Annotated in this window: 12 protein-coding genes; 10 read left to right on the top strand and 2 right to left on the bottom strand. The window is 65.4% G+C overall.

Features of this window, described 5'->3' with window-relative positions:
* Positions 1-16: 16 nt before the first annotated feature.
* Positions 17-1324 carry a flavin monoamine oxidase family protein gene (locus tag H7U20_RS17560; RefSeq protein ID WP_199760445.1) on the bottom strand — a complete coding sequence of 436 codons (1308 nt, stop codon included), beginning with the start codon at positions 1322-1324 and terminating at the stop codon, positions 17-19.
* 685 nt (positions 1325-2009) lie between these two features.
* Positions 2010-3374 carry an MFS transporter gene (locus H7U20_RS17555; RefSeq protein ID WP_199760444.1) on the bottom strand — a complete coding sequence of 455 codons (1365 nt, stop codon included), beginning with the start codon at positions 3372-3374 and terminating at the stop codon, positions 2010-2012.
* Between the two features lie 135 nt (positions 3375-3509).
* Here H7U20_RS17555 and cyoA point away from each other — a divergent pair, with 135 nt between their 5' ends.
* The 10 genes from cyoA to H7U20_RS17505 all read left to right on the top strand — a co-directional run bounded on the left by cyoA (position 3510) and on the right by H7U20_RS17505 (position 13463).
* The gene (gene cyoA, locus H7U20_RS17550) at positions 3510-4490 is read left to right on the top strand and encodes a ubiquinol oxidase subunit II (protein ID WP_199760443.1); all 981 of its coding nucleotides are present in this window, start codon (positions 3510-3512) and stop codon (positions 4488-4490) included.
* The gene (cyoB, locus tag H7U20_RS17545; RefSeq protein WP_199760468.1) at positions 4474-6477 is read left to right on the top strand and encodes a cytochrome o ubiquinol oxidase subunit I; all 2004 of its coding nucleotides are present in this window, start codon (positions 4474-4476) and stop codon (positions 6475-6477) included. The genes cyoA and cyoB overlap by 17 nt, the downstream gene beginning before the upstream one ends.
* Positions 6470-7105, top strand: coding sequence for a cytochrome o ubiquinol oxidase subunit III (gene cyoC, locus H7U20_RS17540; protein ID WP_199760442.1), 636 nt, complete (start codon positions 6470-6472; stop codon positions 7103-7105). Before cyoB ends, cyoC begins: the two co-directional genes overlap by 8 nt.
* Positions 7102-7491, top strand: a complete 390-nt coding sequence (gene cyoD / locus H7U20_RS17535) for a cytochrome o ubiquinol oxidase subunit IV (RefSeq protein ID WP_199760441.1) — start codon at positions 7102-7104, stop codon at positions 7489-7491. The genes cyoC and cyoD overlap by 4 nt, the downstream gene beginning before the upstream one ends.
* Positions 7488-8354 carry an SURF1 family protein gene (locus H7U20_RS17530; protein WP_199760440.1) on the top strand — a complete coding sequence of 289 codons (867 nt, stop codon included), beginning with the start codon at positions 7488-7490 and terminating at the stop codon, positions 8352-8354. The genes cyoD and H7U20_RS17530 overlap by 4 nt, the downstream gene beginning before the upstream one ends.
* A 19-nt stretch (positions 8355-8373) precedes the next feature.
* The gene (locus tag H7U20_RS17525) at positions 8374-9723 is read left to right on the top strand and encodes an ATP-binding protein (RefSeq protein ID WP_199760439.1); all 1350 of its coding nucleotides are present in this window, start codon (positions 8374-8376) and stop codon (positions 9721-9723) included.
* On the top strand, positions 9716-10291 hold the full coding sequence (locus tag H7U20_RS17520; RefSeq protein WP_199760438.1) for a response regulator transcription factor: 576 nt from the start codon (positions 9716-9718) through the stop codon (positions 10289-10291). The genes H7U20_RS17525 and H7U20_RS17520 overlap by 8 nt, the downstream gene beginning before the upstream one ends.
* A 206-nt stretch (positions 10292-10497) precedes the next feature.
* On the top strand, positions 10498-11091 hold the full coding sequence (locus H7U20_RS17515) for a hypothetical protein (RefSeq protein WP_199760437.1): 594 nt from the start codon (positions 10498-10500) through the stop codon (positions 11089-11091).
* An 84-nt stretch (positions 11092-11175) separates the two neighbouring features.
* Positions 11176-12672 carry a type VI secretion system baseplate subunit TssK gene (tssK, locus tag H7U20_RS17510; protein WP_199760436.1) on the top strand — a complete coding sequence of 499 codons (1497 nt, stop codon included), beginning with the start codon at positions 11176-11178 and terminating at the stop codon, positions 12670-12672.
* Positions 12669-13463, top strand: coding sequence for a DotU family type IV/VI secretion system protein (locus H7U20_RS17505; protein ID WP_199760435.1), 795 nt, complete (start codon positions 12669-12671; stop codon positions 13461-13463). The genes tssK and H7U20_RS17505 overlap by 4 nt, the downstream gene beginning before the upstream one ends.
* The last annotated feature ends 124 nt before the right edge of the window (positions 13464-13587 follow it).

Raw genomic sequence — 13587 nt, 5'->3', positions numbered from 1 at the left:
GGATAATCAAGAATACTCATGCGCGCTCGGTCGTGAGGGTGGCGAAGGTGTCGTCGTCGTTGGAGGCTTCCGCCGGCTGGCTGAGCCGCTCCAGCAACAGGCTGCTGGCTTGGCGGGCGCTGATCAGGCTACCTTCCATCCAGGCGCAATGCGCGGTGTAGGCGTCCGAGCAGGCGATGATGCCGTCCTGGTGGAGCAGGGCAGTCGGGTGCTCGGCTTCCGGCTCCAGGCAAAATTCGACGCCATGCGGCCAATGCTTGTAAAAATGCGCCTTGATCGGCGGCAGCGGCTGGCCGTTCAGCGGCAGGACGTCCTCCAGATGGCTGCGCACACGTTGCAGATAGACCTCTTCACCCAGCTCCAGGCTGTCCCGCCAATAGGTGGCGCTTTTGCTGTCGGTGTAGAACAGCAGGTATTTGTCGCTCTTGAAGTAGATTTTCCGCAGAGGATTGTCGGCCATCAGCACCTTGTCGGTCAGTCCCAGCTCTTGCCACCAGGCCTCGTCGAAGGTCAGGAAACCCTTGAACAAAGGCAGGAAGTCGTACTGGAACGGACTCCAGGCGGCCGGAAAGTCCAGGTTCAGGCGCGCCATGGCGGAGGGTGGCACGGCCATGATCAGGTGGCGCGCCCGGTGCACTTGCGTATCGCCCATGTGGCTGAAGGAGAGGACGTGGTCGTCGCCGGACTTTTCAACCGACAGCAAACGATGCTCCAGGCGGAACTCGACGCCGGCGGCCTGTGCCTGGCGCTGCAACTGGCCCAGCAGCCCGCTGTAGCCGTCGGTGGCATACAGCCACTGGTTGGCGGCGTTTTCGGTGAAATCTTGCGTTTCCGGGTGGGTTTTGATGATGTCGTAGGCCATGGCCGCCGTGATGATCGGCAGCAGCAGGGCGTCGTAGCCGGTCGCCTTGATGATGCGGGTGGCTTCGCTGGCGCCCAGGTAGTGGCTGACGAAATCCAGGAAGGAATCGTTCGGATGCTCTTTCAGCATAGGACTCAGGCTCAGCAGGGTTTCCTTCAGTTCTTCCTGCACGCCGTCATCGAATACCGCCTGGGTGAAAGGGTAGATCGCATGGGGAAGTCCGCTGCCCTGCATGAGCTGCTGGAAATGCGGATGCAGCTGCGGCGAGTAGCGGGCGGCGCCGAGTTCGGCGATTTCGTCGCCGTTTATTTTCCACGATTGGATACGGCCGCCGACGGTAGCGTCCAGATCGAACACCCGGATGCGTAAATTCTTGCTGATGGCGGAGTTGAGCAAGCGGCTCACGCAACTCAGTCCACCGATGCCGGCGCCAACTATGCAAATGTCAGAATAATTTGTCATCCAGAATTCCTTTTAGTTAATCAAGAACCGTTAACCAAAATTTCCCCCGCCGTGTTTTGGCATGTCGAGAGGCGCGGCGTGCAAGCCGCTTGCCGGGCGTTGCCGGCTGGTGGCTGACGTGCGCCCGCCGACAACTGGCGAGGCTCAAGAATGGTCGATTTGGCTAGCGTTTTTCTGTTTCCGGGCCAATGGCCCGCCGCTCACGCGGCAAATGGGTGTTGCTCAAGAAAAAGTGCCGTCTGTGACTAGACCGACGCGCATCTCGTTGCCGCCCACCCGGACCAGCACGAAAACCTAGCGCTGGCAGCGAACGTCCGGGATTCTTGCTTTTATGTAAAAAGACAGCGTGACTTTACATTCACATGCTTCTCGGCGTCACTGTAGGGCTCTACAGGTGTCGAAGGGCACGGGCTGGTCGTGGTTTAGCGGCTGACGCTGGGGGAGTTCGGGGCGGGGGGAGGGGATCAAGGCGGCTGGATTGCCGGTGCGATCGCAGGCGGAATGGATCGGCTGATGCTGCGGCGGGACGAACGGCGGGCTGAAATGCGCCGGCGCGCGCCGCATGGGATGCAGAATGAAAGAAGCCGGCAGACTGAAGATGGCGATTTGCCATTTTTTCAGTATGCCGGCTTTGGCCGGACGGGAAGGGCGGCCGCAGCCGCCTTCCCAATGCTGCTGCTGCGGTCTAGTCGCGAATCTCCAGCGCCCGGTTCAAGCTCAGCGCCGCCAGCGAGCCGACCGCGCCCGACAGCAGGTACAGGCTGACATAGCCCAAACCGAAGTTGGCCGACAGCCCCAGCGCCACCAGCGGGGCGAAGCCGGCGCCGACCAGCCAGGACAGGTCCGAGGTCAACGCCGCGCCCGTGTAGCGGTACTTGGCGGCGAAGTTGGCGGTGACGGCGCCGGCGGCTTGTCCATACGACAAGCCCAGCAGCAGGAAGCCGGCCAGGATGAAGATGTTCTGGCCCATCTCGCCGCCGTCCATCAGCATCGGCACGAAGCCGCTGAACACGGCGATCATGGTGGCCAGGGTGCCCAGGGTGCGGCGGCGGCCGTAGCGGTCGGCGATCAGGCCGGAGGCGACGATGCCGCCGGCGGCGAGGACGGCGCCCAGCATCTGCAGGTGCAGGAAGTCGCCGATCGAGCGGGTCGAGTACAGGTTGATCCAGGACAGCGGGAACACCGTGACCAGGTGGAACAGGGCGTAGCTGGCCAGCGCGGCCAGCGCGCCGATGACGATGTTGCGGCCCTGCGAGCGGCCCATTTCCGTCACGCTGACCGGCTCCAGCTCGCGCTCGTCGAGCAGGTGCGAGTATTCCGGCGTCGACACCAGGCGCAGCCGGGCGAACAGCGCGACCACGTTGATGGCGAAGGCGACGTAGAAGGGATAGCGCCAGCCCCAGTCGAGGAAGTCGACGGTGGACAGGCCCTGCAGCAGGTAGGCGAACAGGCCGGCGGCGATGATGAAGCCGACCGGCGCGCCCAATTGGCCCAGCATGGCGTACCAGCCGCGCTTGTTCTGCGGCGCGTTCAAGGCCAGCAGCGAGGGCAGGCCGTCCCAGGAGCCGCCCAGGGCCACGCCCTGGCCGACGCGCAGCAGCGACAGCAGCACGATGGCGGCGCCGCCCAGGGTGGCGTAGCTTGGCAGGAAGGCAATGCCGGCGGTGGACACGCCGAGCAGGAACAGCGCCAGGGTCAGCTTGGCCTCGCGGCCGAAGCGTTGTTGAATTTGCATGAAGACGATGGTGCCGAACGGTCTTGCCAAAAAGGCCAGGGCGAAGATGGCGAAGGAATACAGGGTGCCGTCGAGCCGGCTTTCGTGCGGGAAGAAGACCTCGGGGAACACCAGCACGGAGGCGATGGCGTAGACAAAGAAGTCGAAGTACTCGGAGGCGCGGCCGATGACCACGCCGATGGCGATCTCGCCGGGAGCAATGTGGCCGTCGCGCGAATTGATGTTGCGCGCGCCGCTACTGCTACTTGAACGGTTGGAGGAAGTGGAGGAAGATGGGTTGGGATTGCTGTCGTAGCCTGTCGTTGTTATTGACATAGTATCGTCTCGCTTCGTCTCAAAAGTTTCTTATAGTCGACGCTAAGCCATAGGTAGGACAAAGTGTCCAATCGCCAACCTGCGCCGTTGGCATTACAGTAGCATGTTCTCCATCCTCTGTAAGCACAATACCGCATGATTCCTTTGATAGCCCGTCGCGGACTATTCCTTCTCCCATTGCTGTGGCTTGCCGGCTGCAACACTGTGGTGATGAATCCGTCCGGCGATATTGCCGCTCAGCAGGGACACTTAATCGTCGTCTCTACGCTGTTGATGCTGTTGATTATTGTTCCCGTGATCGCCCTGACGATATTGTTCGCCTGGCGTTATCGGAAAAATAACACCGCCGCCAAATATGAACCCGACTGGGATCATTCGACCAAACTGGAACTGGTGATCTGGGGCGCGCCCCTGCTGATCATCATCGCCCTCGGCCTGCTGACCTGGATCAGCACCCACCTGCTCGACCCTTACCGTCCGCTGCAACGCCTCGACGCCAACCGGCCGCTGGCCGCCGGCGTCAAGGTGCTGGAAGTGGAAGTGGTGGCGTTGGACTGGAAGTGGTTGTTCATCTATCCGGAACAGGGCATCGCCAGCGTCAACGAGCTGGTGACCCCGGTCGACGTGCCGGTGCGCTACAAGATCACCGCCTCGTCCGTGATGAACTCCTTCTACATCCCCGCGCTGGCCGGTCAGATCTACGCCATGCCGGGCATGCAGACCACGCTCAACGCGGTCATCAACAAGCCGGGCAATTACGAAGGCTTCTCGGCCAACTACAGCGGCGCCGGGTTCTCGCACATGCGCTTCCAGTACCACGGTGTCAGCCAGGGCGATTTCGACGCCTGGGTGAAGAACACCAAGGCCGCCGGCGGTTCGCTGGACCGGGCCAATTACCTGGCGCTGGAAAAACCGAGCGAACGCGAACCGGTACGCCGCTACGGCGCCATCGATCCCGCGCTGTACGAGGCGATCCTGAACCGCTGCGTCGGCGAAGGCACCGTGTGCATGAACAAGATGATGGCAGCCGATGCCAAACGCGCCAAGCAGAACGAGATTTGCGAGACGCCCGCGCCCACACTTTCCATGAAGAATAATGATGCACGACGAAATTAATTTGACGAAGCTCATCTTCGGCCGGTTGAGCTGGGATGCGATTCCGTTCCACGAACCGATCCTGCTGGCGACCTTCTGCATGGTCGCCGTCGGCGGCCTGGCGCTGGTTGGCGCCATGAGCTACTTCCGCGTCTGGGGCACCCTGTGGCGCGACTGGATCACCAGCATCGACCACAAGAAGATCGGCATCATGTACATGATCCTCGGTCTGGTGATGCTGCTGCGCGGCTTCACCGACGCGCTGATGATGCGCGCCCAACAGGCGCTGGCCTTCGGCGACCAGGCCGGCTTCCTGCCGCCGCACCACTACGACCAGGTCTTCACCGCCCACGGCGTGATCATGATCTTCTTCGTCGCCATGCCCTTGGTGACCGGCTTCATGAACTACGTGGTGCCGCTGCAGATCGGCGCGCGCGACGTCGCCTTCCCGTTCCTGAACAACTTCAGCTTCTGGATGACCACCTTCGGCGCGATGCTGACGATGGCCTCGCTGTTCGTCGGCGAATTCGCCCGCACCGGCTGGTTGGCCTATCCGCCGCTGTCCGGCATCCTGGCCAGCCCCGACGTCGGGGTGGACTACTACATCTGGTCGCTACAGATCGCCGGGGTCGGCACCTTGCTGTCCGGCGTCAACCTGATCGTCACCATCGTCAAGATGCGCGCGCCGGGCATGACCCTGATGAAAATGCCGGTCTTCACCTGGACCTCGCTGTGCACCAACGTGCTGATCGTCGCCGCCTTCCCGGTGCTGACCGCCGTGCTGGGCATGCTCTCGCTCGACCGCATGTTCGGCACCAACTTCTTCACCAACGACATGGGCGGCAACGCCATGATGTATGTGAACCTGATCTGGATCTGGGGCCACCCCGAGGTCTACATCCTGGTGCTGCCGGTGTTCGGCATCTTCTCGGAAGTCGTCTCGACCTTCTCCAGCAAGCGTCTGTTCGGTTACACCTCGATGGTCTACGCCACCGTGGTCATCACCATCCTGTCCTACCTGGTCTGGTTGCACCACTTCTTCACCATGGGTTCCGGCGCCAGCGTCAACTCCTTCTTCGGCATCACGACGATGATCATCTCGATCCCGACCGGCGCCAAGATCTTCAACTGGTTGTTCACCATGTACCGCGGCCGCATCCGCTTCGAGCTGCCGATGATGTGGTCGATCGCCTTCATGATCACCTTCGTCATCGGTGGCATGACCGGCGTGCTGCTGGCCGTGCCGCCGGCCGACTTCGTGCTGCACAACAGCCTGTTCCTGATCGCCCACTTCCACAACGTCATCATCGGCGGCGTGCTGTTCGGCCTGTTCGCCGGCATCAACTACTGGTTCCCGAAAGCCTTCGGCTACAAGCTCGACAGCTACTGGGGCAAATGGTCGTTCTGGCTGTGGGTGATCGGTTTCTACTTCGCCTTCATGCCGCTGTACGTGCTGGGCCTGATGGGCGTGACCCGCCGCATGAGCCACTTCGAAGACCCGTCGCTGCAGATCTGGTTCCAGATCGCCGCCTTCGGCGCCGTGCTGATCGCGCTGGGTATCGCCGCCATGCTGGTGCAGTTCTTCGTCAGCTACCTGCGCCGCGAACAGCTGCGCGACTTCACCGGCGACCCGTGGGACGGCCGTACCCTGGAGTGGTCGACCTCGTCGCCGCCGCCGGACTACAACTTCGCCTTCACGCCGCAAGTGCACGACAACGACAGCTACGCCGACATGAAGAAGAACGGCTACCAGCGTCCGCTGAAGGACTTCGTCGCGATCCACATGCCGAAGAACACCTGGGCCGGTTTCGTCATCTCGGGCCTGAGCGCGCTGGTCGGCTTCGCCCTGATCTGGCAAATGTGGCTGGTCGCCGTGCTCGGTTTCGTGGTGACCCTGGCGACGATCATTGTGCATACCTTTAACTACAAACGCGATTACTACATTCCGGTCGACGAAGTTGTCCGCACCGAAAATGCCCGCACCCGCTTGTTGGAAAGCCATGTCTGATATCAAAGTAAGCAACTCCGGCGCCCTCGGCGCCGACCCTAGCGCGCGCTTCTTCGTGCGCGAGCACCATCCGGAAAACGGCACCCTGCTGGGTTTCTGGATCTACCTGATGAGCGATTGCCTGATCTTCGCCTGCCTGTTCGCGACCTATGCCGTACTGGGTCGCAACTACGCCGGCGGTCCCTCGGGCGCCGAGCTGTTCGACCTGCCGCTGGTGGCCCTCAACACGGCCTTCCTGCTGCTGTCGTCGATCACCTACGGCTTCGCCATGCTCGAAGCGCAGCGCAAGCGCCTGCGCGCCGCGCTGATCTGGCTGGGCGTCACCGGCCTGTTCGGCGCCGCCTTCCTGTCGCTGGAAATGTACGAGTTCCTCCACCTGATCCATGAAGGCGCCGGTCCGCAGCGCAGTGGCTTCCTGACCGCGTTCTTCGCGCTGGTCGGCACCCACGGCCTGCACGTCACCTTCGGCATCGTCTGGCTGGTCACCCTGATGTTCCAGCTGGGCCGTCACGGCCTGACGCTGGAAAACCGGCGCCGCATGATGTGCCTGTCGATGTTCTGGCACTTCCTGGACGTGATCTGGATCGGCGTCTTCACCTTTGTCTACCTGATGGGAGTGCTGCCATGAGTGAGCATCACAACGACGACCACGGCCACGGCCATGGTCACGACGACCACGCCGACCACGGCAGCCTGAAAAGCTACGCCATCGGTTTCCTGCTGTCGGTGCTCCTGACCGCCATCCCGTTCTGGCTGGTGATGGCCAAGGTGATCGACAAGTCGAGCACCATGGGCCTGGTGCTGCTCGGCTTCGCCGCCGTGCAGGTGGTGGTGCACATGATCTACTTCCTGCACATGAACGCCAAGGCCGAAGGCGGCTGGTCGATGCTGGCCCTGCTGTTCACGGTGATGGTGCTGGTGATTATGATGGCCGGTTCGATCTGGGTCATGTACCACCTGAACCACAACATGATGCCGGGCATGATGGATCACGACATGCGCAACATGCCATGACGAAGCAGCCGCACGTAGCAGAGGGGGGCGCGTCCGTCGCGCCCCGTTCCGGCGCGTTGCGGCTGGCGCTGCTGGTCGGCGCCGTGCTGCTGATCGCGGCTTTCCTCGCGCTCGGCGGCTGGCAGGTGCAGCGCCTGTTCTGGAAGCGGGCGCTGATCGAGCGCGTCGAGCAGCGCGTCCACGCCGCGCCCGGCCCGGCGCCCGGCGCGGCGCGCTGGGACGGCGTCAGCACGGCGACAGACGAATACCGGCACGTTAGCGTGACCGGTATTTTGCTTTTTGAGGCCAGCGTGCGCAGCCAGGCCGTCACCGCGCTGGGCAGCGGCCACTGGCTGCTGACGCCGCTGTGCCGCGACGACGGCACGGTAGTGTTGGTCAACCGTGGCTTCGTCGAAGCGGCCGCGCCGGCTGCGGCCGCAGCCACTGGCGCCGCCGGCGCCGCAGCCGACAGCGCCGGCATGAGCGCGGCCGCGCCCGCCGCCGCCGCTGGCTGCCAACCCGCTTCATCGCCCCGTGTTACCATGACGGGCTTGCTGCGCATCAGCGAGCCCGGCGGTGGTTTCCTGCGCAAAAACGATCCGTCCAAGCAGCGCTGGTACTCGCGCGATGTGCGGGCGATCGGCGCCGCGCGGGGACTGCGGCCGATGGCGCCGTACTTCATCGACGCCGACCCCGGCCAGGAACCGGTGAACCCAGCCGACGGCCAGCGTCCGGTCGGCGGCCTGACGGTGATCGCCTTCCCGAACAGTCATCTGGTCTACGCGCTGACCTGGTTCGCGCTGGCCTCGATGGCGGCGGCGATGCTGTGGTGGTTGCTGCGCGGCGGCGGGCAAGAACGCGGCGCGCAGCGACGGCGCGACTGATTCATTGTAAAAAGTGTACATGCCGGTGAAAATGGAAGCAACAAAACAACAGACGGGCATCACGCAAACCAAGGCCGCCGCCAGCGTCGAATACGCGGCCGGCCACAAGAACATGGCCCAGTTGATCCAGCTGCGCTGGATCGCCGTGGTCGGCCAGATCATCGCCATCGGCACCGTCATCCTCGGCTTCGACGTCAAGCTGCCGACCGTGCCGATGCTCGAAGTGCTGGCCTGCCTGATCGCCTTCAACATCGCCAGCCAGCTGCGCTGGCACGAACACCGCGAGGTCACCAACGGCGAGCTGTTCCTGGCGCTGCTGGTCGACGTCGCCAGCCTGACCGCCCAGCTCTACCTGAGCGGCGGCACCACCAATCCCTTCGCCTTCGTCTACCTGCTGCAGGTGATCCTCAGCGCCGTGCTGCTGGAGGCCTGGTCGACCTGGACCATCGTCGCCATCACCATCAGCTGCCTGGACGGACTGGCGCTGTTCGCCAAACCGTTGGCGCTGCCGCTGGACCACGCCCGTGGCATCGGCAGCCTGTATGTGCAGGGCATGCTGCTGTGCTTCGCCCTGATCGCCGCGCTGCTGGTGGTCTTCATCACCCGCATCATGCGCAATCTGCGCGCCGGCGACGCCCAGCTGGCCGACCTGCGCCAGCGCGCCGCCGAGGAGGAGCACATCGTCCGCATGGGCCTGCTGGCCTCGGGCGCCGCGCACGAGCTGGGCACGCCGCTGGCCACCTTGTCGGTGATCCTGGGCGACTGGAAGCGCATGCCCGAGTTCGGCAAGAACGCCGAGCTGATCGAGGAGATCGGCGAGATGCAGACCCAACTGTTGCGCTGCAAATCCATCGTCAGCGGGATTTTGTTGTCGGCCGGCGAAGCGCGCGGCGAGTTCTCGGCCAAGACCACGATCAAGCATTTCCTCGACGAATTGGCGGCCGAGTGGCTGGCCAACCGTCCGGTGCAAACCTTCGCCTACCAGAACCGCATCGTCCACGACCTGCCGGTGGTGTTCGACTCGGCCCTCAAGCAAACCATCGGCAACCTGCTGGACAACGCGCTGGAGGCCTCGCCGCAATGGCTGAGCCTGGAGGTGGGGCGCGACGGCGACACCCTGAATGTGCTGGTCAGCGACGCCGGCCCCGGCTTCGCGCCCGGCATGCTGGCGCAGTTGGGCAAGCCCTACCAGTCGACCAAGGGGCGCCCCGGCGGCGGCCTCGGCCTGTTCCTGGTGGTCAACGTGGCGCGCACCCTGGGCGGCACGGTGACGGCGCGCAACCGCGCCGAGGGCGGCGCGGCGGTGCAGCTGAGCCTGCCGTTGGCCGCCATCGCGCTGCCGGCCGAGGAGGAAACCGCCGATGAGTGAAGCATTTGAGCAACACGAGCCGCAGGCCGAGCCGGTCGGCCAGCGCGTCCTGCTGCTGGTCGAGGACGACGAGGCCTTCGCCCGCACCTTGGGCCGCTCGTTCGAACGGCGCGGCTACAAGGTGTTGCTGGCGGCCAATGTCGACGAGGCCAGCGCCGTGCTGGTCGACCATTGTCCCGGCTACGCCGTGGTCGATCTCAAATTGAAAGGCACCTCGTCCGGCCTGGCCTGCGTGCAGATGTTGCACCAGCACGACGCGGCGATGCTGATCGTGGTGCTGACCGGCTTCGCCAGCATCAACACGGCGGTCGAGGCGATCAAGCTGGGCGCCTGCCAATACCTGGCCAAGCCGTCCAACACCGACGACATCGAGGCCGCCTTCGGCCACATCGCCGGCGCCGTCGAGCTGGAGATGACCAACCGCTCGACCTCGATCAAGACGCTGGAGTGGGAGCGCATCCACGCCGTGCTGGCCGAGACCGACTTCAACATCTCCGAGGCGGCGCGGCGGCTCGGCCTGCACCGCCGCACCTTGGCGCGCAAGCTGGAAAAACAGCGCGTCAAATAGCCAATTCGAGAGCAAAATCGATAGCGAATTGATAGTGGCCGGCGGCCGTTTGTACTGCTGAGTCTGTTGTCGAAAAATTATTGTGCGAATGTTACATTTGGCGAGAATCTGAATCTCAATCTCAAGCACAATACAAATAACAGCATTTTCAACAGTGCAATTATTCGGCGTTGCCGCTTTGTCAGTCCGTCACCAGGTCAGCCTCCATGCATCCTGTTTCGCTGTCACTTTCGAGCTTGTCCGGCGCCGCCAACCGGCCCCGTCCGCGCGCCCTCCACCTGCTGGCCGCGCCGCCACTCCCGGTACTGGTCCTGTGCCTTTCCCTGTCCCTGTCCCTGTCCCTGTCCGCCTGTAGCGTCCTCAGTCCCGGCGCGCCCAAACTCAAGCTGGGCGACGTGCGCGTGCTGGCCGCGCCCGACGCCAACCGCAACAGCGCGGTGGTGTTCGAGCTGGCCCTGGTGTCCGATCCGGCGCTCGAACAGCGCCTGATGAATCCGGCCGAAAAATGGTTCGGCGCCGCCGCCGACCTGGCCGCCAGTTATCCGCAGACGCTGCGGGTCTACCACTGCGAGGTCACGCCGGGCCAGGAGCTGGGCCTGCCGCAGCGCCTGTTCGAGGGCCAGCGCGCCTACGCCGTGTTCGTCTTCGCCGACCTGGCCGACGGCGAGCGGCGCGGCCGTATCGAGGCCTGGGGCGAGGGCGGCGCGATCAACTTCGCCCGCACCGGCTGGAGCCTGACGCCGCGCGACAAGAAGGCGGCGGCGCCGCAGCCGCCGCCGCCGATGCGCTGCGACAGCTGAGCGGGGCGCGCAGGCGGCGCCGATCGGCGCCACGACAAGCACATCTCCGCATCACCCAGGCTTACTTCGGCAGGACGGGAATCCATGAAATTGAGTACCAACGAGGCTGTGTCGATCCCGATCGATGCCATTAAATGGCACGACGGCTTGTTGCTGGCACCGGTGCATTTCGAGAAGCTGGCGCAGCGCCACGAGGAGCTGGTGGCCTACCATGTGCGCGCCGCCGCGCCCTACGCCTGGGGCGTGCGCAGCCTCAAGCTCAAGCGCGACCGCATTGCCGAGGGCACGCTGACGGTGCTGCAGCTGGAGGCGATCATGCCGGACGGCCGCCTGGTCAGCTATCGCAGCAAGGCGCCGGAGGGGGCGCGCGGCGTGCCGGCCAGCGGCCAGACGGCGCTGACCCTGAACGTCGGCGCCGAGCAGTTGCGCGCGCTGCGCGAGGGCAGCGTGGCGCGCCATGTGGTGTGCGTGGTGCTGGGCGAGGCCGTCGACCAGCCGGCGCCGGGCAGCGGCCGCGACGAGCCGGCCGCGCAGTTCGTCGCGCCGTTCGTGCAACTGGCGCTGGAGAGCGAGCTGCGGCCCGGCCAGGAAGTCTATTTGCCGCTGGCCCATTTGATCTGCGAGAGCCAGCAACTGAAGGTGGCGCCGTTCATCCCGCCGCTGCTCGACATCGCGGTGGCGCCGCCGGACGGCCACGAATCGCTGCGCGCGCGCGCCGAGGCGCTGCGCGAGCGGCTGGCCGGCACCGAGAGCCGGCTGGTGGCGATGGTGCGCGAGACCGCCGGCCAGAACGACGAGCGGATCGAGCGGCGCGAACGGCTGCGCAACGTCAGCACCGCGCTGGCCCAGCTGCGCGCCGTGCTGGGGCTGGGCGTGGTGGCGCCGGCCCAGTTGTATCTGACCCTGGGCGGCATGCTCGGTCCGCTGAGCATGCTGCGCGAGCTCGAGGAACTCGACGAGACGGGCGAGTTGAACCAGGCCTCGCAGGACCTGGCCGACTATCGCCACGACGATCCCGAAACCACCTTCGTCGAGCTGCTGCGGCAGATCGGCGGCCTGCTCGACCTGCTGGCGCAGCGTTACAGCACGCTGCTGTTCCAGCACGACGGCGAGTCTTTCCGCCGGCCGTTGGGCGTGGCCGAGCTGGAGGGCTGGCCCAGCACGCCGCTGAGCGGCGGCGAGGCGACGGCGCCGGTGCTGCTGGTGCGTCTGCGCGGCCTGAGCGGGGCGCAGGCGCAGCGCTGGCTGGCCTCGGCGGTGATCGCCTCGGCGCAGCCATTGCGCGGCGTGCGCGAACGGCGCGGCCTGGGCACCCGGCGTTACCGCGTGGCCGACGACGGCCTGCTGCACGCGCTGGTCGAGGAGGGCGGCATCGTGCCGCCGCCGCAGGCCAGCATCGAGGCGCAGGGGCTGCGTTCGTCGAACAGCTGCCTGCTGGCCCTGCAGATCGATCCCGAGCTGGTGCAGGCCGGCCAGGCGCTGGTGCTGCAGGGGCCGGTCGAGTCGGGGCCGAGCGAAATCATGCTGCTGGTGGCGCGCGAGGATGGCGGCGCCGGCGCCATCGCTGTCGGCCGGACATGATGGCCGCCGATACCTTCATGGCGCCCAGCGAGAGCCTGCTCAGCGAGCAGCTGCTGGCCTTCCACACCGAGCTGGTGGCGTTGCGCCGGCAGTTGTCGCAGCAGGTCGAGCCGGGCGGCCAGGGCCTGGCGCTGGCCAAGTTGAGCGATTTGCTGCGCGGCCAGCTGGACTGGCAGAGCGCGCAGGCGGTCGGCCAGGGCGGCCGCTTCGTGCAGGAGTACGAGCTGGAGGCGCGCTATCTGAAGGTGGCGCTGGCCGACGAGGTGCTGATCGGCCTGACCGACTGGCCGCTGCGCGACGAGTGGGTCGCCTGCCCGCTGGAGCAGCAGTTGTTCGGCACGCGCAGCGCCGGCGAGCGCGTCTTCGACCGCATCGAGCGGCTGTTGCGCGAGGCCCAGCCGGCCCGGCGCGACATGGCGCAGCAATACCTGCTGGCCCTGTCCATGGGCTTCCAGGGGCGCTACCGGGGCGGCGACCGGCCGCAGGAGGTGCTGCAGAAGTGGCGCCTCGACCTGTACCGTTTCATCGCCGGCGGTCCGCCGGACGAGGCCATGCTGCCCGGCCGCGAGGAGGATTTCCACGACCTGGGGCGGCGCTTGATGCCGCAGGCTTACGCCCACACCACCAGCGACGCGCCCTTGCAACGCCTGCCCAGTCCGCGCCGCTGGATGTATGTGTTTGTGCTGTTGGCGTTGGCGCTGCTGCTGGCGTCGCAGTGGATCTGGCATTCGGGCACGGCGCCGCTGAGCGACCATTTCGAGCGCTCGGTGGCGCCACGGAGCGCGCCATGATGGCGGCCGGCGCCAAGGACGGCAGCGCATTGCTGGTGGCCGGCGTGCTGCTGGTGCTGTTGCTGGCCTTGTGCCTGGGACTGTTCTTCTACGTGCTGCGGGCGGCGCGCGGGCGCGGGGGGGG

The organism is Rugamonas violacea, from assembly GCF_016461825.1.
Taxonomy (GTDB): Bacteria; Pseudomonadota; Gammaproteobacteria; order Burkholderiales; family Burkholderiaceae_D; genus Rugamonas.
The sequence above is the reverse complement of the archived record's forward strand: the minus strand, read 5'-3'. Positions and strand labels throughout refer to the sequence as shown.

Excerpts from the sequence above, each read along its gene's own strand:
- H7U20_RS17560 (WP_199760445.1), bottom strand. The coding sequence starts at position 1,324 with ATGACAAATTATTCTGACATTTGCATAGTTGGCGCCGGCATCGGTGGA.
- H7U20_RS17555 (WP_199760444.1), bottom strand. The coding sequence starts at position 3,374 with ATGTCAATAACAACGACAGGCTACGACAGCAATCCCAACCCATCTTCC.
- cyoA (WP_199760443.1), top strand. The coding sequence starts at position 3,510 with ATGATTCCTTTGATAGCCCGTCGCGGACTATTCCTTCTCCCATTGCTG.
- cyoB (WP_199760468.1), top strand. The coding sequence starts at position 4,474 with ATGCACGACGAAATTAATTTGACGAAGCTCATCTTCGGCCGGTTGAGC.
- cyoC (WP_199760442.1), top strand. The coding sequence starts at position 6,470 with ATGTCTGATATCAAAGTAAGCAACTCCGGCGCCCTCGGCGCCGACCCT.
- cyoD (WP_199760441.1), top strand. The coding sequence starts at position 7,102 with ATGAGTGAGCATCACAACGACGACCACGGCCACGGCCATGGTCACGAC.
- H7U20_RS17530 (WP_199760440.1), top strand. The coding sequence starts at position 7,488 with ATGACGAAGCAGCCGCACGTAGCAGAGGGGGGCGCGTCCGTCGCGCCC.
- H7U20_RS17525 (WP_199760439.1), top strand. The coding sequence starts at position 8,374 with ATGCCGGTGAAAATGGAAGCAACAAAACAACAGACGGGCATCACGCAA.
- H7U20_RS17520 (WP_199760438.1), top strand. The coding sequence starts at position 9,716 with ATGAGTGAAGCATTTGAGCAACACGAGCCGCAGGCCGAGCCGGTCGGC.
- H7U20_RS17515 (WP_199760437.1), top strand. The coding sequence starts at position 10,498 with ATGCATCCTGTTTCGCTGTCACTTTCGAGCTTGTCCGGCGCCGCCAAC.
- tssK (WP_199760436.1), top strand. The coding sequence starts at position 11,176 with ATGAAATTGAGTACCAACGAGGCTGTGTCGATCCCGATCGATGCCATT.
- H7U20_RS17505 (WP_199760435.1), top strand. The coding sequence starts at position 12,669 with ATGATGGCCGCCGATACCTTCATGGCGCCCAGCGAGAGCCTGCTCAGC.